Origin of the sequence: Candidatus Methanoperedens sp. BLZ2, assembly GCF_002487355.1 — an archaeon.
Classification (GTDB): domain Archaea; phylum Halobacteriota; class Methanosarcinia; order Methanosarcinales; family Methanoperedenaceae; genus Methanoperedens.
Genome location: NZ_NTMG01000067.1, coordinates 51,062 through 71,246, shown reverse-complemented (window position 1 = coordinate 71,246; position 20,185 = coordinate 51,062). Strand labels below are relative to the sequence as shown.

The 20,185-nt window shown below is 38.7% G+C and carries 26 protein-coding genes; 13 read left to right on the top strand and 13 right to left on the bottom strand.

Annotated elements, in window-relative coordinates:
- Positions 1 to 40: 40 nt before the first annotated feature.
- On the top strand, positions 41 to 1,240 hold the full coding sequence (locus tag CL181_RS13555) for an FprA family A-type flavoprotein (protein ID WP_097299845.1): 1,200 nt from the start codon (positions 41 to 43) through the stop codon (positions 1,238 to 1,240).
- Here the strand turns inward: CL181_RS13555 and CL181_RS20500 are convergent.
- Positions 1,237 to 1,383, bottom strand: coding sequence for a hypothetical protein (locus CL181_RS20500; protein WP_176505228.1), 147 nt, complete (start codon positions 1,381 to 1,383; stop codon positions 1,237 to 1,239). The two genes, CL181_RS13555 and CL181_RS20500, sit on opposite strands and share 4 nt — an antisense overlap.
- Positions 1,384 to 1,472: 89 nt before the next feature.
- Between CL181_RS20500 and CL181_RS13550 the strand changes: the two genes are divergently transcribed.
- Positions 1,473 to 1,778, top strand: a complete 306-nt coding sequence (locus tag CL181_RS13550; protein ID WP_097299844.1) for a UPF0175 family protein — start codon at positions 1,473 to 1,475, stop codon at positions 1,776 to 1,778.
- Positions 1,775 to 2,278, top strand: a complete 504-nt coding sequence (locus CL181_RS13545; RefSeq protein WP_097299843.1) for a hypothetical protein — start codon at positions 1,775 to 1,777, stop codon at positions 2,276 to 2,278. Before CL181_RS13550 ends, CL181_RS13545 begins: the two co-directional genes overlap by 4 nt.
- A 269-nt stretch (positions 2,279 to 2,547) precedes the next feature.
- Here CL181_RS13545 and CL181_RS13540 read toward each other — a convergent pair whose 3' ends face one another.
- The 4 genes from CL181_RS13540 to pyrF all read right to left on the bottom strand — a co-directional run bounded on the left by CL181_RS13540 (position 2,548) and on the right by pyrF (position 4,800).
- A complete protein-coding gene (locus tag CL181_RS13540) occupies positions 2,548 to 2,748 on the bottom strand; it encodes a hypothetical protein (protein ID WP_097299842.1) in 201 nt (66 codons plus the stop codon).
- A gap of 165 nt (positions 2,749 to 2,913) precedes the next feature.
- The gene (locus tag CL181_RS13535; protein WP_255251574.1) at positions 2,914 to 3,276 is read right to left on the bottom strand and encodes a nucleotidyltransferase family protein; all 363 of its coding nucleotides are present in this window, start codon (positions 3,274 to 3,276) and stop codon (positions 2,914 to 2,916) included.
- A 95-nt stretch (positions 3,277 to 3,371) separates the two neighbouring features.
- Positions 3,372 to 3,680, bottom strand: a complete 309-nt coding sequence (locus CL181_RS13530; protein ID WP_097299841.1) for a hypothetical protein — start codon at positions 3,678 to 3,680, stop codon at positions 3,372 to 3,374.
- Positions 3,681 to 4,149: 469 nt separating this feature from the next.
- Complete coding sequence (gene pyrF / locus CL181_RS13525) at positions 4,150 to 4,800, bottom strand: orotidine-5'-phosphate decarboxylase (protein ID WP_097299865.1); 651 nt, start codon at positions 4,798 to 4,800, stop codon at positions 4,150 to 4,152.
- 112 nt (positions 4,801 to 4,912) lie between these two features.
- Here pyrF and CL181_RS13520 point away from each other — a divergent pair, with 112 nt between their 5' ends.
- Positions 4,913 to 5,194 (top strand): DUF1699 family protein, encoded by a 282-nt coding sequence (locus CL181_RS13520; RefSeq protein ID WP_097299840.1) that lies wholly within the window; start codon positions 4,913 to 4,915, stop codon positions 5,192 to 5,194.
- A gap of 74 nt (positions 5,195 to 5,268) precedes the next feature.
- Here the strand turns inward: CL181_RS13520 and CL181_RS13515 are convergent, their stop codons facing one another.
- A complete protein-coding gene (locus CL181_RS13515; RefSeq protein ID WP_097299839.1) occupies positions 5,269 to 5,853 on the bottom strand; it encodes a HemK2/MTQ2 family protein methyltransferase in 585 nt (194 codons plus the stop codon).
- A 228-nt stretch (positions 5,854 to 6,081) separates the two neighbouring features.
- Between CL181_RS13515 and cdhA the strand changes: the two genes are divergently transcribed.
- The 6 genes from cdhA to CL181_RS13485 all read left to right on the top strand — a co-directional run bounded on the left by cdhA (position 6,082) and on the right by CL181_RS13485 (position 12,244).
- A complete protein-coding gene (gene cdhA, locus CL181_RS13510; protein WP_097299838.1) occupies positions 6,082 to 8,454 on the top strand; it encodes a CO dehydrogenase/acetyl-CoA synthase complex subunit alpha in 2,373 nt (790 codons plus the stop codon).
- Positions 8,451 to 9,014, top strand: coding sequence for a CO dehydrogenase/acetyl-CoA synthase complex subunit epsilon (gene cdhB / locus CL181_RS13505; protein WP_097299837.1), 564 nt, complete (start codon positions 8,451 to 8,453; stop codon positions 9,012 to 9,014). The genes cdhA and cdhB overlap by 4 nt, the downstream gene beginning before the upstream one ends.
- Positions 9,015 to 9,055: 41 nt before the next feature.
- Positions 9,056 to 10,462, top strand: coding sequence for a CO dehydrogenase/CO-methylating acetyl-CoA synthase complex subunit beta (gene cdhC, locus CL181_RS13500; protein ID WP_097299836.1), 1,407 nt, complete (start codon positions 9,056 to 9,058; stop codon positions 10,460 to 10,462).
- A gap of 148 nt (positions 10,463 to 10,610) precedes the next feature.
- Positions 10,611 to 10,826 carry a DUF2281 domain-containing protein gene (locus tag CL181_RS13495; protein WP_097299835.1) on the top strand — a complete coding sequence of 72 codons (216 nt, stop codon included), beginning with the start codon at positions 10,611 to 10,613 and terminating at the stop codon, positions 10,824 to 10,826.
- Positions 10,816 to 11,178: a type II toxin-antitoxin system PemK/MazF family toxin gene (locus CL181_RS13490; protein ID WP_176505227.1), complete on the top strand. Its 363-nt coding sequence runs from the start codon at positions 10,816 to 10,818 to the stop codon at positions 11,176 to 11,178. Before CL181_RS13495 ends, CL181_RS13490 begins: the two co-directional genes overlap by 11 nt.
- Before the next feature lie 316 nt (positions 11,179 to 11,494).
- The gene (locus CL181_RS13485) at positions 11,495 to 12,244 is read left to right on the top strand and encodes an AAA family ATPase (protein ID WP_097299833.1); all 750 of its coding nucleotides are present in this window, start codon (positions 11,495 to 11,497) and stop codon (positions 12,242 to 12,244) included.
- Here the strand turns inward: CL181_RS13485 and CL181_RS13480 are convergent.
- On the bottom strand, positions 12,241 to 13,080 hold the full coding sequence (locus CL181_RS13480) for a response regulator (RefSeq protein WP_097299832.1): 840 nt from the start codon (positions 13,078 to 13,080) through the stop codon (positions 12,241 to 12,243). The genes CL181_RS13485 and CL181_RS13480 overlap by 4 nt on opposite strands.
- Entirely contained in the window at positions 13,081 to 14,514 is a 1,434-nt protein-coding gene (locus tag CL181_RS13475) for a histidine kinase dimerization/phosphoacceptor domain -containing protein (RefSeq protein ID WP_097299831.1), read from the bottom strand. It abuts the gene before it with no gap.
- A gap of 169 nt (positions 14,515 to 14,683) precedes the next feature.
- Here CL181_RS13475 and CL181_RS13470 point away from each other — a divergent pair, with 169 nt between their 5' ends.
- Both CL181_RS13470 and CL181_RS13465 read left to right on the top strand, forming a co-directional pair.
- The gene (locus tag CL181_RS13470) at positions 14,684 to 15,541 is read left to right on the top strand and encodes a DMT family transporter (RefSeq protein WP_097299830.1); all 858 of its coding nucleotides are present in this window, start codon (positions 14,684 to 14,686) and stop codon (positions 15,539 to 15,541) included.
- A gap of 269 nt (positions 15,542 to 15,810) precedes the next feature.
- Entirely contained in the window at positions 15,811 to 16,227 is a 417-nt protein-coding gene (locus CL181_RS13465) for a cell wall metabolism sensor histidine kinase WalK (RefSeq protein WP_141398913.1), read from the top strand.
- A gap of 22 nt (positions 16,228 to 16,249) precedes the next feature.
- Here the strand turns inward: CL181_RS13465 and CL181_RS13460 are convergent, their stop codons facing one another.
- Genes CL181_RS13460 through CL181_RS13445 form a run of 4 tightly spaced genes read right to left on the bottom strand, consistent with a single transcriptional unit; the run spans position 16,250 to position 17,978 of the window.
- The gene (locus CL181_RS13460) at positions 16,250 to 16,660 is read right to left on the bottom strand and encodes a small multi-drug export protein (protein ID WP_217993175.1); all 411 of its coding nucleotides are present in this window, start codon (positions 16,658 to 16,660) and stop codon (positions 16,250 to 16,252) included.
- 33 nt (positions 16,661 to 16,693) lie between these two features.
- Complete coding sequence (gene pspAA / locus CL181_RS13455; protein WP_097299827.1) at positions 16,694 to 16,972, bottom strand: PspA-associated protein PspAA; 279 nt, start codon at positions 16,970 to 16,972, stop codon at positions 16,694 to 16,696.
- Positions 16,969 to 17,670, bottom strand: coding sequence for a PspA/IM30 family protein (locus CL181_RS13450; protein WP_097299826.1), 702 nt, complete (start codon positions 17,668 to 17,670; stop codon positions 16,969 to 16,971). Before CL181_RS13450 ends, pspAA begins: the two co-directional genes overlap by 4 nt.
- Before the next feature lie 35 nt (positions 17,671 to 17,705).
- The gene (locus tag CL181_RS13445; RefSeq protein ID WP_097299825.1) at positions 17,706 to 17,978 is read right to left on the bottom strand and encodes a hypothetical protein; all 273 of its coding nucleotides are present in this window, start codon (positions 17,976 to 17,978) and stop codon (positions 17,706 to 17,708) included.
- 129 nt (positions 17,979 to 18,107) lie between these two features.
- On the opposite strand from CL181_RS13445, the gene aroD reads away from it, so the two are divergent.
- Positions 18,108 to 18,758, top strand: coding sequence for a type I 3-dehydroquinate dehydratase (gene aroD, locus CL181_RS13440; RefSeq protein ID WP_255251573.1), 651 nt, complete (start codon positions 18,108 to 18,110; stop codon positions 18,756 to 18,758).
- Here aroD and CL181_RS13435 read toward each other — a convergent pair.
- Positions 18,745 to 19,791 carry a GNAT family N-acetyltransferase gene (locus CL181_RS13435; RefSeq protein WP_097299823.1) on the bottom strand — a complete coding sequence of 349 codons (1,047 nt, stop codon included), beginning with the start codon at positions 19,789 to 19,791 and terminating at the stop codon, positions 18,745 to 18,747. The genes aroD and CL181_RS13435 overlap by 14 nt on opposite strands.
- Between the last annotated feature and the right edge of the window lie 394 nt (positions 19,792 to 20,185).

Genomic DNA, 20,185 nt, shown 5'->3' with positions numbered 1-20,185 from the left:
AGATAAAGAAGTATAACTCAGGATTTAACGGGAGAGATCAATGACAAAAATCGAATTAGCAACAGGAGTTTACTGGGTTGGCGCTATTGACTGGAATCTTCGGGATTTCCATGGATATACAACCCCACGCGGAGGAACTTACAACGCATACCTTATCGTTGATGACAAAATTGCGCTTGTTGATACTGTAAAACACGGTTTTGCAGATGAGATGCTGGGCAGGATAAGGGAAATCATTGACCCTGTAAAGATCGATTATGTAATTTCAAACCATGTGGAGATGGATCATTCCGGCTCCCTTTCCGATATTATGGGAATTGTCCCGAATGCGGAAGTGATTTGCACCGAAAAAGGAAAGGAAGGACTGATCAGGCATTTCAGGGGGAAGTGGAATTTCAGGGCGGTCAAAACCGGGGATGAGTTAAAACTTGGCAATAAAACCCTTTCATTTATTACTGCGCCAATGCTTCACTGGCCTGACAATATGTTCACATATCTCAAAGAGGATAAAATACTTCTCTCCAATGATGGTTTCGGCCAGCATCTTGCCTCATCATTCAGGTTTGATGAAGATGTTTGCAGTCTTACAGGGTATGATTGCGATATTGTAATGGATGAGGCTGCAAAATATTATGCCAATATCCTCATGCCATTTGGCGGAGTTATCCTTAAGAAAATCGAGGAAATCCAGAAACTTGGGATTGAAATAAAGATGATCGCACCTTCACATGGTATGATATGGACAGACCCCGGGAAAATAATAAATGCTTATCTTCAATGGGCAAAAGGCGAGTCAAAACAGAAGGTCCTTGTCATTTATGATACTATGTGGAACAGCACGGAAACGATGGCAAATGACATCTTAAGAGGAGTTTCGGATTCAGGGGTAGAAGTATCATTATTTCATCTGCGAAAAACTGAATGGAGCGAAATAGTCAAGGAGGTTCTCGAATCAAAGGCCATTCTAATCGGCTCCCCCACTTTGAATAATGGCATGTTCCCCACTGTAGGTGGATTTTTGACATACCTCATGGGATTGCGCCCCAGGAATAAGCTCTGGGCGACCTTCGGCTCCTACGGCTGGGCTGGCGGGGCGGTCAAGGCTGTCAACGAGAAACTAAAATCGGGTGGATACGAATCTGTCGAATCAATAGAAGTGATTTTCAGGCCGGATGAGCAGGATATAGAGAAGTGCTATGCTCTGGGGCAGAAAATTGCTTCGATGGTAAAAGCAAGTTAACGCAGCTGCATGAGCTGGGGCCTTAAGAAATGAAGCTTGTAGCGAAGGCATTTCTCGAAATTATCCTCTTTGAAATCGCATGGTTCAAGGTCACAGGCCGTGCATTTTTCATCTGAGAAGAAATTGCATTTATCATTTGGCATATCTGGAATATAATGATACCGGGATTAGTATTATTTGTTTCGGTTCTACAAAAGATATAAGTATACGTTATAATAAAATGTAATAACATATGAAAACGATATCAGTTCGATTACCTGAGCAATATCTGCATGAGATAGAGGAGGCATGCAAACAGGAAGTTCTTGATAAAGGCACAATGCTTCGTAAACTCATAGGCGAAGCGCTGCGGGAATATCATATCAAACAAGCATTTTGCCTCTATGCTGATGGGAAAATCTCTCTATGGAAAGCAGCAAGGATGGCTGGATTGACATACAGGGGAGCGCTTGAGGAGATAAAGAGGCGAAATATTCCTTTCAGATATGACAAACAAGACCTGACTTCTGACATCAAATGGGCGATGGCAGAGAAATGATAGTAAGCAATTCAGGTCCGCTCATACATCTTGCCAGAATCGACAGGTTGAACCTTCTTAAAGAGCTGTTCGCAGAGATAATTATTCCTCCTGAGGTCAGGATCGAGGTTGTTGATAGAGGAAAGGAAGAAGGAATGGCTGATGCCTTTTTGATAGAGAGCGAAATTGAAAATGGCTGGATCGTGACAGAAAAAAGCAGTAACAATAAAGTCAGGGATATTGCAGAGAGCGCGGGAATAGACATAGGAGAGGCGGCTGCTATAATGCTTGCAAGAAGAAAAAAATGTCCGGTACTTATTGATGACCTTGCAGTGCGCAGATTCGCTGCCGGATTGGGGCTTGAGGTCATTGGTTCTATCGGTGTTCTGATGAGGTGTGCGAGAGTAAAAACGATCTCAAAAAGCGAGGCATTGGAAGCGCTGGAAAAACTTGGGAGGGTGATGTGGCTCAGTATTGATGTTTATGAGGACGCACGGAAGATTATTGATGGATTTATATGATATTGACCTTTTTATGAGGTTAATAGTGTAATTTTTTTGATACAATCGTATCAAAAATTATGCTCATCCATACTGTTTTTTCAACCATGTCAGCCATTGAGAGGCGGCGTTCGACCTTGGCAACGATGCGGCGTTGTTCGGCGAGGGGAGGGAGATGAGATATGATGCAAATACTACTGGAAGATTGTGATTTTTATATACTGCTGTTTTTCCACCAATTCTGCGCTATTTGTCCTGTTAGCTTCATGATATCACCTCTTGGGGATTGCTCATGCGATCTGTTCGCTCCTGTACGCCTCTAACTTGTTTTTCTTCTTTTTAACATATGCTTTCATGGCGCTATCATGGATCAAGTACAGTGATATTGCTTTTTCCATCTCTTCCCCTAATTTCCCGCCTAATTCTCCATGTTTTTCAAGAACATATTTTTTAAAAGCCTTTTCCAACTCAGGTGAGATCTCTATATTCATAAGGGAATATTTTAATTTATAATATCAAGTAGTTAACTATTCAAATAGTAAAACTGCATCGCCTGTCATTCTTCATGTTTCGCCCAGAATCTTTTTGACTTTTTTTTCAAATCTGGCAGGTCGATCTGATTAATCGAATCAAGGATATGTTTCAAAAAAACAGCATCATCCTTCATGATAGATGGGCTTCACCTCGGATTTTATTCGTTCTATCAAATAAGTGCTGATAGATTTTTCAGTTACAAGATCAACCTTAATGCCAAGTATCTCTGACAGGTCCCTTTCAATTCTAACAAGATCAAGCAGGCTCTTTCTTCTATTGAAACTCGCCAAAAAATCTACATCTCTATCCTCTTTCTGCTCTCCTCTGGCATAAGAGCCGAACAAACCAAGAAAATATATGTCATTCTTTTTGCAAGCTCTTATTATTGATTTTTCTTTAGTTTCATCTATCAGCAGATAATCTGCCAATTTTTGAAAAATTTTACTGGAACTTTCTCTTTCAACCATAGTATTCTTCTTTCTCATACTGCAAGCACCTCATTTAGCTCTTCTAAGAGCATGTCTGAAAATTTGGTATACATTTGATTTTCACACCGATTCGATGCATGTCGCAATTATCATTATCTTCGTATAAATGTGTCCGTTTCTCGATCATGTCTGGCAAAACAAAGTTGATTTATATGTGATTTGCCGCCTTCATCGCGGGTTCTGCTTAATTCTATAAAAACTACTCTAATAGATTGATCAGTTTGCGGTTTTCCTGTTCTTGGGTTTATTAGTGTCGGCTTCATAGCTCTTACCAGTTTTTTCCACTCGTACCCTGTGAGTCTGTTTATTTTTGGATTATTCTTAAAAGTTACAAGAGCGTACCACAAAATTGTGTTTTCACCAATTTTCTTACCGTCTACAATTATTTTATTGTTAACCATAATTTTATTTCCAATTCAAGTTGTTCTCAATATTTAATTATTTTATAAAACCTTAAAATGAGTTGCAGTAATAAGTAACATACGCTTGACTTTTGCGGTATGACTTATTTCTCTACTGTTTTTATTTCATTTAATTTCTTTTCAATTTTCTCATAATCGCCCAAATAAGCAGTCATCCAGCTTTTCATAGTTTTACTTTCTCACCTTTTCCGTTTGTTTTTGCCATTTATATACCCTGTTTCCTTTTTTAATTCTTAAAGCAAAGATGATATGTCTTGTCAACCGTTGAAGCAAATTGATTTGTATATATAAAGAATTATTTATTAATCTTTCTGGAAACTCATCATTTTAACGGAAAAAAAGCTGAAAAATAGTCTTCAAAAAAATCAATATCAACTGACCTATCTACATGTAGATAAATGCCTCAGTACTCATAGGGCTCATCACAGTTCAGCCATAATTTTTCTCATCATCGGCACTTTTCTATTTCTTTCACGATCCTTTCAGCTTCAATTCCCGGATTCCTGGAATTATAAATGCTCCTGCCCACAATAACATAATCAGCGCCTGCTTTTATCGCATCGGCTGCGCTTCCTCCCTGCGCTCCAACACCAGGTGAGATGATCGTAAGGCCGCCAACAACATCCCGTATCTTTCTTAATCTTTCAGGACGCGTGGCAGGAGCTACAACACCGGAAGCTTTGCATTCTACGGCAAGTGAGGCAAGTTCGAGGGCTTTTGGCTGCATGAATTCGACAGCGCCCGGATGGCTCATTTCCGTGACTACAAATATATCTGCCTGGAAATCTTTCGCTGTTTTAACGCATTCCAGAACGCTGTCATGCCCTGTAAAACCATGAACGATAACCGCGCTTGCACCGGCCTCAAAAGTTTGGCTGCATATCAGCCCGTCAGTATTCGGAATATCAGCGACTTTAAAATCGGCAATTACAGGTGCAAATTCACATATATCATTGATTATCTCCAATCCTGCACCCAGCACAAGTGGATAGCCGATCTTAATTGCATCAACATGTTGGGCAGTCTCTTTTGATATGGCCCGGGCTTTTTTCTTATCAGTGACATCCAGTGCCATGATCAACTGAGTGTTCCTGCGCAGCGACTCCATGTAAGTACCAACGTCTTTTAAGCCCATTAATATTCCCATATCCGTGCGGATGAATTTTCGAAAGTAAAAAATATAAATAGTATGAATCACTAATAATAATCTTATGAAAGTAGTTTTCAGAATTATTGGCTCCGAGGAAGACCTCAAAGACGTTGAAGGAAAAGAAGAAAACGTACATTTCTGTTTCAGGCCATCTGAAAAAAACATATTCGAACTGGTAAACAAGGCACCAAAATTAAAGAGAATACAGTTGCCGTCGTCTTACCAGAAAACAATATCAAATACTACAAAAACGCTTTTAAATATGAAAAATATAAAACTGTTAACCGGGGATATCTGGGGCCACAGGACAGACATTGACAGATTTGCAGAGATAGAAGTCTAAAATCGGGGAAAGAAGGGACTCATTTTTGACTACAGTGTTAACTATGGTCAAAAATAGGGCGTGATTGAGATATATTATCTAACCTTTCTTGCTGCTATGACCAATAGTTGCTCAAAACTAATTCTCTCTGTGTTCTTTTCTTCTACATCATAACCCAGTTCCTTCATCTTTGATTTTACTTCTTCTATTCCGGTGAATGAGGATAAAAGCATCAAGATCCGCCCATTATCAGCAAGATAAGAACCGGCATCCTCAAGGAACCGGTTAATTATTTGCCTGCCATCGTATCCTCCATCCAGTGCAATATTTATCCAGTCCTTCGTCCGTTCAGATTCATTAGTAGGAAGATAAGGCGGATTGAATATTATTATATCAAACTTCCCCTTTATACAGTTCAATAAGTCCCCCCTTATTGCTTCAACTCCATTACCTCTTGTGCATGCTGCAGCATAAGGGTTTATATCGACACCTGTGATCCTTGCACCTGTATTGTTCTTAATAATAGCTGAGATTATACCGCTTCCACATCCGACTTCTAAAATCCGTTCCGAACCTTTTATCTGGTCTAAAGCTGCCTCTGCCAGCAGAAAAGAATCTTCTGCCGGTTCATAGACGTGGTGATCTGTTTTGATAATTGTATTTTTATAGTGAATATTCATCTTGCGAATTCTGATTGTTTTTTTTATCAGATAATACTAATGTTTAAAAAATATAATGGATGATAATGATAAAATAGGATAAAATATAAATATAATGATGTGATTTATGATATAATTATTAAAAAAAGTAGAAGGATTCAAAAAGCATTGGTAAATTATAATAGTGTATGAGGTAGTGAGGATAGGAGAAAAGTTCATTCAAATATTTGTAATCAGCGGAGAAAATAAATGACCCTAAAGAAAGGAAGTTTTGTAATTGAAGGATTGGAGAATGTCCAGATAAACATAGGTAAAGTGGGCGCAGAAGAAGAAGAAATTGCGCAAGGGCCCACGCCCAGACCAGAAATCATAGGTCTTCGGGACTGGGATTATCGTATTATTGACCGGTATAATCCGGTTTATACACCGACAGGCGATACATGTGATTTCTGCACATACGGTAAATGTGATCTTACAGGGAATAAGGAGGGAGCATGCGGAATAGACCTGGAGGGACAGTCGGCGCGGCAGGCGCTGATGGTAAGTATTATGGGTGCTGCGTGCCACTCAGCTCACGGGAGACATCTTCTGAATTATCTCATAAAGAAGTACGGGGAAGATTTTAAAATTGACGTCGGGCCAAGCAACCTGCAGGCGCCTCTTACTGAAACAATAATGGGAATACAACCGAAAACAATCGGTGATTTCCGTCCTGTTCTTGATTATGTGGAAGAGCAGTTAACGCAGCTCATTGCTACTACAAATACAGGCCAGGAAGGGGCAGCGCGGGACTTTGAATCCAAGGCCCTTCATGCAGGAATGCTTGATCTTCTTGGTATGGAAGTCGCAGATATCATCCAGATTTCATGCCTTGGATTCCCAAAATCTGATGAAAAAGCCCCGATGGCAGAGATCGGGATGGGAATACTTGATCCCAAAAAACCCGTTGTTATCTGCGTGGGCCATAATATTGCGGCGCCTGCATACATTCTTGATTATATGGATAAGAACGGGCAATTCGATAAAATAGAGATCGCAGGATTGTGCTGCACGGCTCATGACATGACACGTTATAACAAAACTGCAAAGATCATCGGTTCCATGAGCAAGGAACTTAAATATATCAGGTCCGGAATACCCGATGTTCTGGTCACTGACGAACAATGCGTCAGGGCAGATATATTAAAGGAAGCACAAAAGCTTCATATCCCTGTAATTGCCACGAATGAAAAAATCACATACGGATTACCGGACAGGTCAAATGACAGCGTGGATGCGATCATCGATGACCTTGTGAGTGGAAAACAGCCAGGCGTTGTGCTTCTTGATTTTGAAAAGATCGGGGAACTTGTCCCGAAACTTGCTATGAAGATGGGGCCAATAAGGAAAGCCAAAGGATTAACTGCGCTTCCGGGTGATGAGGAATTCAAGAAACTTGTTACAAAATGTACAAAATGTCTCCAGTGCACACGTGACTGCCCACAGAGCCTCCCAATTTCGGATGCTATGGCGGCTGCGGTAAACGGCGACCTTTCGCTTTTTGAGATACTGCATGATAAATGTGTTGGATGCGGACGATGTGATTACAGCTGCCCTGCTGACATACCTGTCTTGAATGTTATAGAGAAAGCTTCACAGCGGGTGATAAGAGAAGAAAAAGGTAAAATGCGGATCGGCAGAGGACAGATCGGAGACCCTGAGATACGTGAAGAGGGGCGCAATCTTGTCCTTGGAACAACGCCGGGAGTGCTTGCTTTTGTAGGATGCGGCAATTATCCGGACGGCACGAAGGATGTTTATGATATTGTTGAAGAGATGATACAGCGCAGTTATATTATAATTACTTCGGGCTGCTCTGCTATGGATGTAGGAATGTTCAAAGATAAAGATGGTAAGACCCTTTATGAGCGCTATCCCGGAAGATTCGTCAAAGGTAACCTTCTTAACACAGGTTCCTGTGTTTCAAATGCCCACATAGCCGCCACAACAATAAAAGTGGCTTCGATATTTGCAGGACGAAAAACAAAAGGCAACTGGGAAGAAATTGCGGATTATGTCCTGAACAGGGTTGGAGCCGTAGGAATAGCCTGGGGAGCTTATTCCCAGAAAGCATTCGCTATCGGAACAGGCTGCAACAGGCTTGGCATTCCCGTGGTTACAGGGCCTCATGGAACCAAATACAGGAGAGCTTTTATCGGCAAACCTTACAGGAAAGAGACCTGGAATGTTCTTGATGGAAGAGACGGTTCTGTCATCAATATCGAACCTGCACCCGAGCACCTGATGATAACAGCAGAAACAAAGGATGAACTTATGCCGCTTCTTGCCAAGCTATGTTTCAGGCCAAGCGATAACAGTCTTGGACGTGCAATAAAACTCACTCATTATATTGAATTGAGCGAAAAATACCTGAAAAAGTTACCGGATGACTGGCATATTTATGTGCGAAATGAAGCAGACCTTCCAGTAGCTAAAAGGGAGCAACTAATGAAATTGCTGGGAGAGAAAGGATGGAAGATCGATTGGGAGAAAAAGAAAATACTTGAAGGGCCGCTCAGGAAAGTTGATGTTTCATTCCAGCCCACCAATGTTCCCCGCCTGTGCAAGGAGGTCAAGAAATGAACGCGAAGAATCCTTCTGAGAAACAGGAAGAAAAGGTAATTGACACCACCCGCCAGGCTGTGCCTTATCAAACAGGCAATATTCCCGGACCCAAAATGGCTCGCGCAGTGATGCCAGCAGTTCCAGGAAAAATGCTTGCCAGGGCAAAACGCCCTCTATTGATCGTGGGTTCAAAGATCGATTCTGAAGATGTATTGGCACGAGTTGTCGCAATGGGAAAAGCCGGAATACAAATAGCTTCTGTTGGCGACTCTTATAAATACCTCGCTGATAAGGGACTTGATGCGCATTATATGAATATGCATGCGCTTGCATCATATCTTTGCGACCCCCAATGGCCAGGACTTGATGGAAAAGGAGGGTATGACCTTGTTGTATTTTTCGGAATAACCTACTATTATGCTTCCCAGGCCATATCTGCTCTTAAGAATTTCTCAAATATTAAAGTAATTTCTATAGATAAATACTATCATCCGAATGCAGATATGTCATTCGGTAATCTCAAGCAGGACGTATTCATTGCAGCACTTGATGAAGTTATAGCCCAGTTACCAAAATAATATATTAAATAAAATAAAATTAACAGAAAAGGACGATAATTATGGCAAACGAATTTCCCTTTGAAATCTCACCCATGTTCGAGGGTGAACGTGTACGGAAAGATGATATGTTTGTTGAACTTGCAGGCCCAAAATCGCGTGGATTTGAGCTTGTAAGGGCAGCAGGAGTAGATGAGATAGAGGACGGAAAATTTACTCTTATTGGCCCCGATCTCTCCCAGATGCAGGAAGGATCGCGTCATCCTTATGCGATGATATACCGGGTTGCAGGAAAACTTGTGGAACCTGACCTTGAAGCGATCGTGGAAAGGCGAAACCATGATTTCCAGAATTATATCCAGGGTTATATGCACCTTAACCAGCGGTATGATGTGTGGGTGAGGATAAACAAGGATGCTATTAAGAAGGGTCTTGCATCTTTCGAGCAGATAGCTAAAGCCACAATGATGCTTTTTAAGAATGAATTATCTTTTATTGAGAAAATCGATGCAACATATATAACTGATCCTGATGAAGTTGAAAAACGAAGAGAAGAAGCAATAAAGATATATGAGGCACGAGATGCAAGGACCCGCGGCCTTCATGATGAGGACGTGGATGTGTTCTACGGCTGCACATTATGCCAGAGTTTTGCCCCGACAAACGCATGCGTTGTTACACCGGACAGGATATCCCTATGCGGGGCTATCAACTGGTTTGATGGCCGCGCCGCAGCCAAGGTCGATCCTGAAGGGCCGCAGTTCGCTATTCCAAAAGGCGAAGTGATCGATCCGATAGGAGGAGAATATTCAGGCGTGAATGAGAAGGCAGTAGCGCTATCGGGTGGTGAATATTCACGCATCAAGATACATTCTTTCTTCGAATACCCGCACACAAGCTGCGGATGCTTTGAGGTAGTTGGATTTTATATTCCAGAAGTGGATGGAATAGGATGGGTCGACAGGGATTTCACAGGTATTGCACCTAATGGTCTTGCTTTCTCAACAATGGCAGGACAGACCGGCGGCGGTAAACAGATCATAGGTTTCCTTGGAGTTGGCGTGAATTATTTCCGTTCGCCAAAATTCATTCAGCCTGATGGCGGATGGAAGCGGGTCGTGTGGATGCCAAAGAACCTGAAAGAGAAGATAAAAGCAGATATTCCTCCTGAACTTGTGGATAAATTACCAACTGAAGAAAATGCCACTGATCTTAAGACCTTAAAAGAGTTCCTTGAGAAAAGCCAGCATCCGATAATGGAACGCTGGAAAACAGAGGAAGCTGCTCCCGAAGCAGAAGCGCCATCGCAGACCCAGGCAGCATCCGGATGGTCAATGCCTGCGCCTTCCATGCCAGCAGGGATGCCCATGATGCCGATGCAATTCGGCGGCGGGGATGGAGGAGTGAAGCTCTCTTTCAAGAATGCGAAGATATCGATTGATCGCATTGTGTTCAAAAAAGAGAAATGAGAGATCAAAAGCTAAATAATGATTAGACTCATGATCCTAAGTATTGTGAGTCTATATATCTAGATTTTTTCGTTATTTTCATTAACTCATAGGCAAAGCCTTTATATGACTGAGTTTAATAATATTACCTGAGAAAAAGGAAGATAAGATGCTAAAGTTAAGACAATATGAAAAGGAACTGATAAAAGTTGTCAATAAGCTGCCGGAAGACAAAATTATTGAAGTAATTGATTTCGCAAAATATCTTAAAAGTCAGCATCCTGATACATCTAAATCACAAATTGATGAAAGTTCACTTCTTTTGCAGCAAAGATCTTTATCCAAAATATGGGACTCACCAGAAGAAGATATTTATGATTTATGATCGAGGAGATGTTGTAATATTACCTTTCCCATTTATTACAACTGATGGAGTCCAGCAAAAAGCAAGACCAGCTCTTATCGTTTCGGATCATAGTATCGAAAGAAGATTTAATGATGTTATTCTTGCTGGAATAACTTCCCAAAGAATTGATTATATTAAGCAGACCGAATTTATAATTGAAGAGGGGACTGATGAATTCATTCGATCAGGTCTTGCTAAAACTTCAGTGGTAAGATGCGAATATCTAATGACAGTTCCGGAAGAGATAATTGCACGAAAATTAGGGAAATTATCTGGCCAAGATATGCATAAAATCGATAAAATCTTGAAATTGAGTCTTGGTTTGCGATAAAAATCTGCACTATTTCTTAGATCAGCTTTACTCATCCACCACCCGCGCTTTCGATAAATCTTTAAATGCGCAGGTGCATTGAAATGAGCGGTGTCAGGTAATTATTAGCGAGCTTTAAGTCGTAGAATTGATATATCAATGTAAACAAATGCAAGGATGAGAATCATGATAATTGAAACTAAAGAAATAAAAGAGTCTTTCTCGAATTAGTATCTTTGATAGATTTATATTAAAATAATCTGATGTAAATATTTCTTTAACAAATTAAAAATATGTTTCAATGTGACCTATATAAAATGGAGACTATAGAATAAATATGAAAGTAATTGCAATAACAGGAAAAGGCGGAACTGGAAAAACAGCAGTAGCAGGAATGCTGATCAGGCATATCTCAAAAAAGAATAAAACCCTTCTTGCAATAGACGCAGACCCGGATTCAAACCTACCCGATGTGCTGGGTGTAAAAGTTGAAAAAACCATAGGCGACATGCGCGAATTCATGCTGCAGCAGCGTGATAAGCTGCCTCCTGATACAAACAAAGAGAGCCTGCTTGAATCAAAGGTTTATGAAGTCCTCTGTGAGATGCCGCGATATGACCTTCTCGTTATGGGGCGGCCTGAAGGTTCAGGTTGTTACTGCTTTGCAAATAATCTTCTTCGCGGTATAATGGATAAAATTCTTAAGAATTATGATGTCACGATTATTGATACTGCGGCAGGGCTTGAACACCTCTCTCGCAGGATCATCCGCGATGTGGATGAACTTCTTGTGGTCACTGACGGCTCACGCCGCGGCCTTCAGACGGCGCAACGTATACGGGAGCTTGCAAAATCACTTGACCTGAAGGTAAAGCAAATGCATGTGATAGCGAACAAGGTTACACCGCAAAACCAGGCGCAAATAGAGGAATATGCACGTGAATTGAAAATGGACCTTGTGGGGGTTGTGCCTTTTGATGAGATGCTTGCGGAATTTGATCTTGAGGGAAGGCCGCTTGCCGAATTGCCAGAGGATTCCAGAGCGATAATAGCAACAGCAGAAATTGCAAAGAAAATGGGATTCTAAGAATTCACTATTTTCTCAGGCATTTTTAAGTTTTTAAGTCCCCTCTCGATTTTTTTACGCTCAAGAATATCATAGAAAACCAGAACAACTCCGATAATATTCCCCTCATCTTTTATCGGTGAACCAATAATATCAACAGGAATTTCACTTCCTATTTTTGTCACCAATATCGTATGATCTGCAAGACCGTAGAAGATTCCTTCCCGGATCACTTTTTTAACAGGATCTTCGACTTGTTCACCTGTTCCTTCAGTTACAATATTAAAAACAGTAATCAAGTCTTTTCCCAGGGCATCTTCTTCCTTCCAGCCGGTCATCATTTGTGCTATCGGATTTATCAGTTTAATTATTCCTTTTTCATCAGTTGCGATGACTGCATCCCCGATACTATCAATAGCAGCAGCGAGCCATTGTTTACTCTTTCTTAAATTCTCATAGCTCTCTTTTAACATCTTCTCCATTCTGCTTTTATAGAAAGCAATTTCAAGATTTATCTGTAATTCCCTGTCTTTGAATGGTTTTATTATGTATGCATAAGGCTCAGTGATTTTTGCCCGTTCGAGAGTTTTATCATCCGTATATGCAGTAAGATATATTACCGGAATATCGGAAAAAGAATGTATCTTTGATGCGGCTTCAATCCCATCCATTTTACCATACAGGTTTATATCCATTAATACAAGGTCAGGATTATTTTCTCTTACCTTTGCAATAGCTTCTTTTCCCGAAGATACTACAACAGGGACAGTATATCCTAAATTTTTTAATCTTCTTTGTATATCAATTCCAACAATTACTTCATCTTCAACAACCAGTATCTGTTTATCTGCTGTCATTTATACACCTTTAAAATTAATTTGAAATTCTGTTCCTCTTTCTCTAATTAAAATGATTTCACCGTGAAGCTGGTTTTCTGCAAGTGCTGTCACCAGGTGCAAACCCAGTGATTTTGTTTTTCGAATATCCAGGTCTTTTGGAATACCTATTCCATCATCCCTTATTGAAAGGTGGAATATATTGGAACCTATACTTTTAAATGTAATTTTTATTGTTCCTTTTCTTCCGTCCGGAAATGCATATTTTAAGGAATTAGTGATAAGCTCATTGATTATCAATCCACATGTTACTCCAGAATCAATATTTATTGGATGATTTTCAACGTCCTGTTCTAATTTAACGTTCCCCTTACCATAAGAGTTGAGGAGGTTTGAGGCCATATCATTAATATATTCATTGAAATTAATTTGTCCAAGATTTCCCGATTGGTAAAGTTTTTCATGTATAAGCGCCATCGAATTTATTCGGTTTTGACTATCAGCCAGTATTTCAATGAATTTTTTATCTTCAATATTTTGAGATGAAAGCAGGAGAAGACTGGAAATTATTTGCATATTATTTTTTACACGATGATGAATTTCCCGGAGCAGGACTTCTTTTTCCAGAAGGGATTTCTGAATTTGTTCATTTGCAATTTTTTGTTCATTAAGAGATGTTTTCAAATCGTGGGTCATCTTGTTAAACGCAATACTTAAATCTTCAATTTCATCTTTAGTATTGATATCTATTATAGTTTCCAGATTCCCCTTGCCGATTTCGTTACTGGCATTTTTCAATTTTACAATGGGTGAAGATAAACGATTTGATATAAATAAACCTATTAATATTGCCACAACAAATGAAATAAAACCAAACATTATTGTTTGAAATACGATTGTTTGAATTAAATTATTAGCATTATCAGTTCTTTCATTGAGCTCATTTTTTTCATGTTTTAATCCATCATCTATATTTTTCAAAAACTCTATTTCTATCCGGTTAAATTCCGTTTGTTTTTCACGAATTTTTAGTTCATTATTGCCTTGATTTTTTAAAAAAATCAATTCCGAACTTAATCTCTTGATATCCTCACCATTGATTTTAATTTTTTTGACAATTTCTTTTTCTTCTGGAAAATACTTATTTGTCATATATTCGTAATGTTCAAATGTTTTGTTATATGCTTCTAATGCAGACACAACATCCATATTTTCTTTACTCATTCTATCCGGGTCATTTAATGAAGTAAAGAGTATTTCATTTGTGTGATCAACTATACTTATAATGGATAATTTTATATTATAAAGGTCATCAATGATAGGTAAGGTTTCATACGTAATTTCATTATACTGCGTTTTCGCAGAAATAGCTCCTATGTATCCAATATATGCTATAAATCCCACCAATAGTGAAATTAACACAAATCCTAAAGTAAGCTTATAAACTATTTTCATATTTCCTTTTTATGCATATTTGATGAACAATAAATGTATATATAAATATTATAATCATAATACTCATGAGGAAATATATAAAACTAATCATCACTAAAATTTTTAAAATATTTATCTTTCAAATGACTTCATAACATAAATAAATATTACCTTAGTTGTAATAAGCATTATGATTTCAGGAGAATTCTATGCATTAGCCGCTGCAATATGCTGGTCAGTGGCAGCTGTGTTCTATAAAAAGGGCATCGGAGCAGGTGCAATTCCAGCTGTACTTATTCGCACCTTTTTTGCAATGCTTTTTCTGTTAATCCTTTTTTTGATATTACGAGGCGGACATTTTGAGTTTACACTTATGGGATTTATTTTCCTGAACCTTGGTGGCCTGTTCAGATTAATACTCGGAGGAGCAGCATATATGAAAGGAATTGAGAATATATCTATATCAAGGTTTATTCCCATCCTTTTCACATTTCCGCTAATTACTATCCTATTAAGTGCAATTCTGCTACAGGAGAAAATCCGTTTTAAAGTAGTTATTGGTACTCTTTTGATAATAATAGGGATATGGATACTCTGCCGTGGCCATTATATAAAAGGTGAGAAAAATATTAAACTTGGTGTTTCTTTAGCATTACTTGCAGCATTCTTGTATGCTTTTTCCATTGTTGCCACAAAGACAGGTTTAAAAGATGTTGACCCTTTCCAGTCCGCACTTATCAGTATGCCTGCGCCGTTAGCATTATTATACCTTTATTATTCAGGGAATAATGGAGTAAAGACTATATTTAAATTCAAGAAAGAAGCATATATTTTGCTTGGACTTGGAGGGATAGTCGGAATGGGTTTTGGAAGTTACTTTTTCTTTGAAAGCCTCGCTAAGATCGGCGCAGCAAAAGCCACAAGTCTTGCAGCAATTACTCCTGCCCTCTCAAGCCTTTTTGCATTTGTTACTTTAAAAGAAAAGTTAAATGCGACGCTGCTACTTGGAATAGTGTCAACTATATCGGGTATATGGATCATACTTTAGATAAAATGGAAAAAGACTAAATATAATGATAATCATTATATAGAAAAGGTTGATCTATGAAATTAAATATCCAAAAAAAATCAATAATTACAAAATTCTCAATATATAGCGCAATAATTTTCATCTTATTAGGATTTGTGATGAATTACGCATTATCAGCAAAAATTGAAGATTTGACGATACAAAGAGCAATAATTACAACCGCGAATCATGCTCAACAGAACGCTGGGAATTATTTGACCAGTGATTTTTTTTCAAATAGTGATTATATGAAAAATAAAGATACTTTTGAAAAATATTATCAGGATGTAAAGACAAATGAGATAGTAAGGATCAAGATTTTTGACACGAACGGAAATATAATCTATTCTGATATTGAAGATCTTGTCGGTCAAAGATTTTCCGATAACAAGGAGTTAAACGAAGCTTTAGCGGGTGAAATTAAAGTCGAGATTAAACGAAACCTGGATAAAGAGGAAAATATATTTGAAAAACGTGAATATAAAGCGCTTATGGAAATCTATGCCCCGATAAAAATGGGTTCAGAAACAGTTGGAGTTGTTGAAGTATATCATACTCTGGATGATATAGAAACACAGGTCAATGATTCTACAAAACTTGTTACATCCTTTATTTTCATTGGATTTGCCATAATATATATATTACTAAATGCATGGCGACAATAATCTACGTTCCATTATTTTTTTTTCAAGAATTAGCCAAAAACTCAATACCCATCCAACCAAATTCAACAACGATTGTTAACGCAATAGCGCAAATGATGATCCCAATGCTCATCCAGAAAAAAAGGCGGTTTCCCGGAACACCCATGGCAATACCAAGCGCCGTTCCAATGGGAGCCCCGATAAGCAGGGGGGCCAATAAACCAAAACCTGCTACACCGTAACGATCCCAGATCCGATTAATCAACTTATTTTGCTTATCTTCATTATTAACCCGTTTTAACAGCTTGCTCCTTATTCGTTCACCAAGGGTCAAAATAATGAGCAGACCAAGCACAGCGCCGGAGGCTGCCGTAATAGCTGTCACGGACGGACTGAGATTCAGTGCAAAACCTGCGGGGACAGCTACCGATAGCTCAACTGCTCCCAATCCCAATACGGTAAGCAGTTTTATTAATAATTCCATCGATCAATCTGGAAAAAGTCCATCCCCTGCAAAGATCTTCTTTGCTTCATCAAGTGTCAGGTCAGATGGCGGTATGATGCACTCACTTGGTTTGATCACATCATCCGGTATCTTTTTCCCATTCCTTTTGACATAATCTGATAGTTTCTTGATTTCGGTCTTAAAAACTTTTTCGTCTCCTTTTTTGACGATATTCACAATGTCATTGTCGATCTTATTCACTTCATCCACATGCTTCTTTTCAAGTTCGTACTGGCCTTCTCCCATTAATCTTACGATCATTTTCCCATCTCCTTCTTCAGCGCTTCAAGCTGCGTGTCAACATCACCCTTTGACTTTATCTTTGAAAGCTCGCGGTCAATATCATCCTGTGTGCCGCCGGTCACATCTTCAAGCGTTCCTGCTTCCACAAGTTCATCAAGAGCAGAGGCGCGTGCTTTCATATTCTCAGTCTTGTCTTTCGCGCGCTGGACCGCCATCCCTACGTCGCTCATTTCTTCACTGATACCGCTCACGGATTCGGTAATCTTGACCTGGGCTTCAGCCGCGCTATATTGTGCTTTTATTGTTTCCTTTGTGGAGCGGAATGATTCTATCTTTGCAGACAGGCGCTTTTCTGTTGCAACGAGTTTATCCTGCTGGTTCTTGATATCCGCTATCTGGGAAGTCAGACTTACAATTTCTGCCTGTGATGTGCTCTTTCTCTCAAGAGCTATCCTGGCAAGGTCTTCGCGTCCTGCTGTTACAGCTTCACGCGCCTGGTCATCCAGTCTCTTGACATTCTCTTCCAGTTTTAACTTCTGGAGTTCAAGCCTCTTCTTTGAGGTTGTTACCTCAGCCACACCCCGCTTAACATTCTGTAAGAGTTCAACCTGCTTTTCATAAGAATAATCAAGAGTCTCTCTTGGATCTTCGAATTTTCCTAATATCTTATTGATCTTAGCTTTTATCATTGTACTTGTTCTTTCTATTAGCCCCATGATTTTACCTCCTCTTTTTAATTATTTGTTTTGCCCTAAATACTTTTTTCTTCAATAAAATGGTATCCACATGGTTCATGCGCTTTTTCCCATTTAGCCCTTGGATATTTCCTGCATTGCGGGGGTCTTAAACTGTGGATAGTACACATGGATTTACTAGATCCATGATTTTCAAACTTCAGGAATGGACATTTAAATACGAACTTACAGCATTCTCCACACCTTTTACACTCTCCGGCGCGGGTCTTTTTCACCGGAAGAAGAAGGCTCGTAGCAGCTCTTATGATTTTTCCAGATACCCTCTTCATCTATTTGTTTTATTCCCTCAAACTATATAAATATTTTCGTTTTCCCCATATCATCCGCTTCAGGTTTCATAATCCTTATCACATATTAAAGATATCATATCTGCCATGGAGTTCCCCTCTAATAGATCAGTGGTAGCATCGATCAGTAAAAATCCTATAAATACATCGATCAGAGCAAAAGAGCTTGGCGCTAATATACTGGAGCTGCGGATAGACCTGATCAGTGAAGACCCTCACAGAATACTTAGGGAGCTTAAAGAACTCGGACTGCCAATTATTATTACCAATCGAATGAAGAAAGAAGGCGGCGCATGGTCAGGAAGCGAAGAAGAGCGCATCCATGAATTAATGTCTTTAATTCCGTATGCGGACGCCGTTGATATTGAACTATGTGCAGAAAAAAAGGATTTAGTAATCAACGAAGCAAGACGAGCCGGAAAAAAAGTTATAATTTCCACTCATGATTTCCAGAATACACCGGATAGTGAGACCATGACAGGTTTTATCCGTGAATCGTTCGAAAAAGGCGCAGATATTGCCAAGCTTGCAGTAATGCCTCATTCACTCGATGATGTATTGCGATTGCTTGATGTCACATTGCATTCATCCGGACAGGTATGCGCGATCGCAATGGGTGAAATTGGAAAGCATTCCCGTGTCATGGCGCCTCTATACGGTTCTGTGATGACATACGGATATGTTGATATTCCAGTAGCTCCGGGACAGTTAAGGGTGGACGAACTGAGAAAAATGCTGGAAATTCTCTCTATTCATCCATAGATTTATTATGAACATACTTTTGCATATAATTGTAAATATTATAATATATATTATATGAAATTTTAAATAAATATGAACTGGAAAAGATAAGAGAGAATTCGTTTTCGTAATGACATCCAAATCTATCTTTGACTTTGTAATGAACATCATTCGGATAAGGAGGTGTCCTCCCAAAACATACTTTGTTATATCCCATTTCTGACGCTCTTTTTATACAATCCCAATATAAATACAATGTTGGATGATATCTGGCTGGTAAATCTCTATTAAGCGATAAATATCTTAAATACATTGTCTTTCTGGAATCATATAAAAAAGCTAATTGTCCTCCTGCAACGAGTTCATCTTTGTATAAAAGGGTAAGTTTCATTTCTTCTGATGAGTATATATTTAATAAATCTTCAAAATGAGAAAATACGTAAGGGTTGGCTTTTTTGAATTCGATATTTTTCTTATAATACTTATAGAATTTTTTGATATCTTCCATTGAATTTATTTCCTTAATTATAAATCCATCATTATCGAATCTTTTTATATATTTCCTGTGTGTCTTGGACAACTTTTCTTTCCAGATCTTGTCCGGGCTGCACTCTTCTAAATCAAGAGTCATATCCCCGCCTATTGGATATGGAAGAGGGTTATATTTACTAAAATGCTCCTTTGTTAATTCACTTAAAGTAGTTATAAGGATAAAAAATAACTTATTTTCTTTGGCAATCTCTTTACATTTTTCCAATATGTGATATGCTATTAAAGGATCATTTTCATCAGTTATTATTATATGATTATAATCTGAGTTGGGCAGCGATATCAAGCCCCGAATTCTACTAATAGTACCTTCATAGAACGGACAAAGGGCAACCGGTTCGTCATTTCTATATAAAAGAAAACAATGTGTTTTGAAACCATACGATTGCTCTAAGATCTGTTTCCATTGCAGGGTGTGGAAAAAACTTCCGTCTTCTCTTTCTTCACATAATCTTTTCCAGTCAGCTGAATTTACATCATTCAATTCTTCAATATAATAGCTCATTGATAACTCATATATAATTTTTTATTCTTATTTATATATCTCAACAAATTACATTTTAAACTGATTTTTACTTTTATATCCATTCACTCCTCCATTCATATCCATCCAATCCTCTATTCCTCTATTTGAGTCTATTAAATATAAATCCTTATTGTTGATACATTAATAAATAGATTTGTTTTGAGTTTGATCTGGATGAGTCATAAACCACGAACAATTAACCCACAAGTCAAAAATATTATAACCAGAACAATGTGTTCTAATGAGTATCAATGCATACGCTGGCAGATATACCTAAATAGATGCGAGTAAAACCCACAGAAAAGTATATGCTTGAGTATATCCAAATGTTGAAATTGGAGTTGGGAATTTCAGAAGATAAGATAATAATCCG

Excerpts from the sequence above, each read along its gene's own strand:
- CL181_RS13555 (WP_097299845.1), top strand. The coding sequence starts at position 41 with ATGACAAAAATCGAATTAGCAACAGGAGTTTACTGGGTTGGCGCTATT.
- CL181_RS20500 (WP_176505228.1), bottom strand. The coding sequence starts at position 1,383 with ATGCCAAATGATAAATGCAATTTCTTCTCAGATGAAAAATGCACGGCC.
- CL181_RS13550 (WP_097299844.1), top strand. The coding sequence starts at position 1,473 with ATGAAAACGATATCAGTTCGATTACCTGAGCAATATCTGCATGAGATA.
- CL181_RS13545 (WP_097299843.1), top strand. The coding sequence starts at position 1,775 with ATGATAGTAAGCAATTCAGGTCCGCTCATACATCTTGCCAGAATCGAC.
- CL181_RS13540 (WP_097299842.1), bottom strand. The coding sequence starts at position 2,748 with ATGAATATAGAGATCTCACCTGAGTTGGAAAAGGCTTTTAAAAAATAT.
- CL181_RS13535 (WP_255251574.1), bottom strand. The coding sequence starts at position 3,276 with ATGAGAAAGAAGAATACTATGGTTGAAAGAGAAAGTTCCAGTAAAATT.
- CL181_RS13530 (WP_097299841.1), bottom strand. The coding sequence starts at position 3,680 with ATGGTTAACAATAAAATAATTGTAGACGGTAAGAAAATTGGTGAAAAC.
- CL181_RS13520 (WP_097299840.1), top strand. The coding sequence starts at position 4,913 with ATGAAAGTAGTTTTCAGAATTATTGGCTCCGAGGAAGACCTCAAAGAC.
- CL181_RS13515 (WP_097299839.1), bottom strand. The coding sequence starts at position 5,853 with ATGAATATTCACTATAAAAATACAATTATCAAAACAGATCACCACGTC.
- cdhA (WP_097299838.1), top strand. The coding sequence starts at position 6,082 with ATGACCCTAAAGAAAGGAAGTTTTGTAATTGAAGGATTGGAGAATGTC.
- cdhB (WP_097299837.1), top strand. The coding sequence starts at position 8,451 with ATGAACGCGAAGAATCCTTCTGAGAAACAGGAAGAAAAGGTAATTGAC.
- cdhC (WP_097299836.1), top strand. The coding sequence starts at position 9,056 with ATGGCAAACGAATTTCCCTTTGAAATCTCACCCATGTTCGAGGGTGAA.
- CL181_RS13495 (WP_097299835.1), top strand. The coding sequence starts at position 10,611 with ATGCTAAAGTTAAGACAATATGAAAAGGAACTGATAAAAGTTGTCAAT.
- CL181_RS13490 (WP_176505227.1), top strand. The coding sequence starts at position 10,816 with ATGATTTATGATCGAGGAGATGTTGTAATATTACCTTTCCCATTTATT.
- CL181_RS13485 (WP_097299833.1), top strand. The coding sequence starts at position 11,495 with ATGAAAGTAATTGCAATAACAGGAAAAGGCGGAACTGGAAAAACAGCA.
- CL181_RS13480 (WP_097299832.1), bottom strand. The coding sequence starts at position 13,080 with ATGACAGCAGATAAACAGATACTGGTTGTTGAAGATGAAGTAATTGTT.
- CL181_RS13475 (WP_097299831.1), bottom strand. The coding sequence starts at position 14,514 with ATGAAAATAGTTTATAAGCTTACTTTAGGATTTGTGTTAATTTCACTA.
- CL181_RS13470 (WP_097299830.1), top strand. The coding sequence starts at position 14,684 with ATGATTTCAGGAGAATTCTATGCATTAGCCGCTGCAATATGCTGGTCA.
- CL181_RS13465 (WP_141398913.1), top strand. The coding sequence starts at position 15,811 with ATGAAAAATAAAGATACTTTTGAAAAATATTATCAGGATGTAAAGACA.
- pspAA (WP_097299827.1), bottom strand. The coding sequence starts at position 16,972 with ATGATCGTAAGATTAATGGGAGAAGGCCAGTACGAACTTGAAAAGAAG.
- CL181_RS13450 (WP_097299826.1), bottom strand. The coding sequence starts at position 17,670 with ATGGGGCTAATAGAAAGAACAAGTACAATGATAAAAGCTAAGATCAAT.
- CL181_RS13445 (WP_097299825.1), bottom strand. The coding sequence starts at position 17,978 with ATGAAGAGGGTATCTGGAAAAATCATAAGAGCTGCTACGAGCCTTCTT.
- CL181_RS13435 (WP_097299823.1), bottom strand. The coding sequence starts at position 19,791 with ATGAGCTATTATATTGAAGAATTGAATGATGTAAATTCAGCTGACTGG.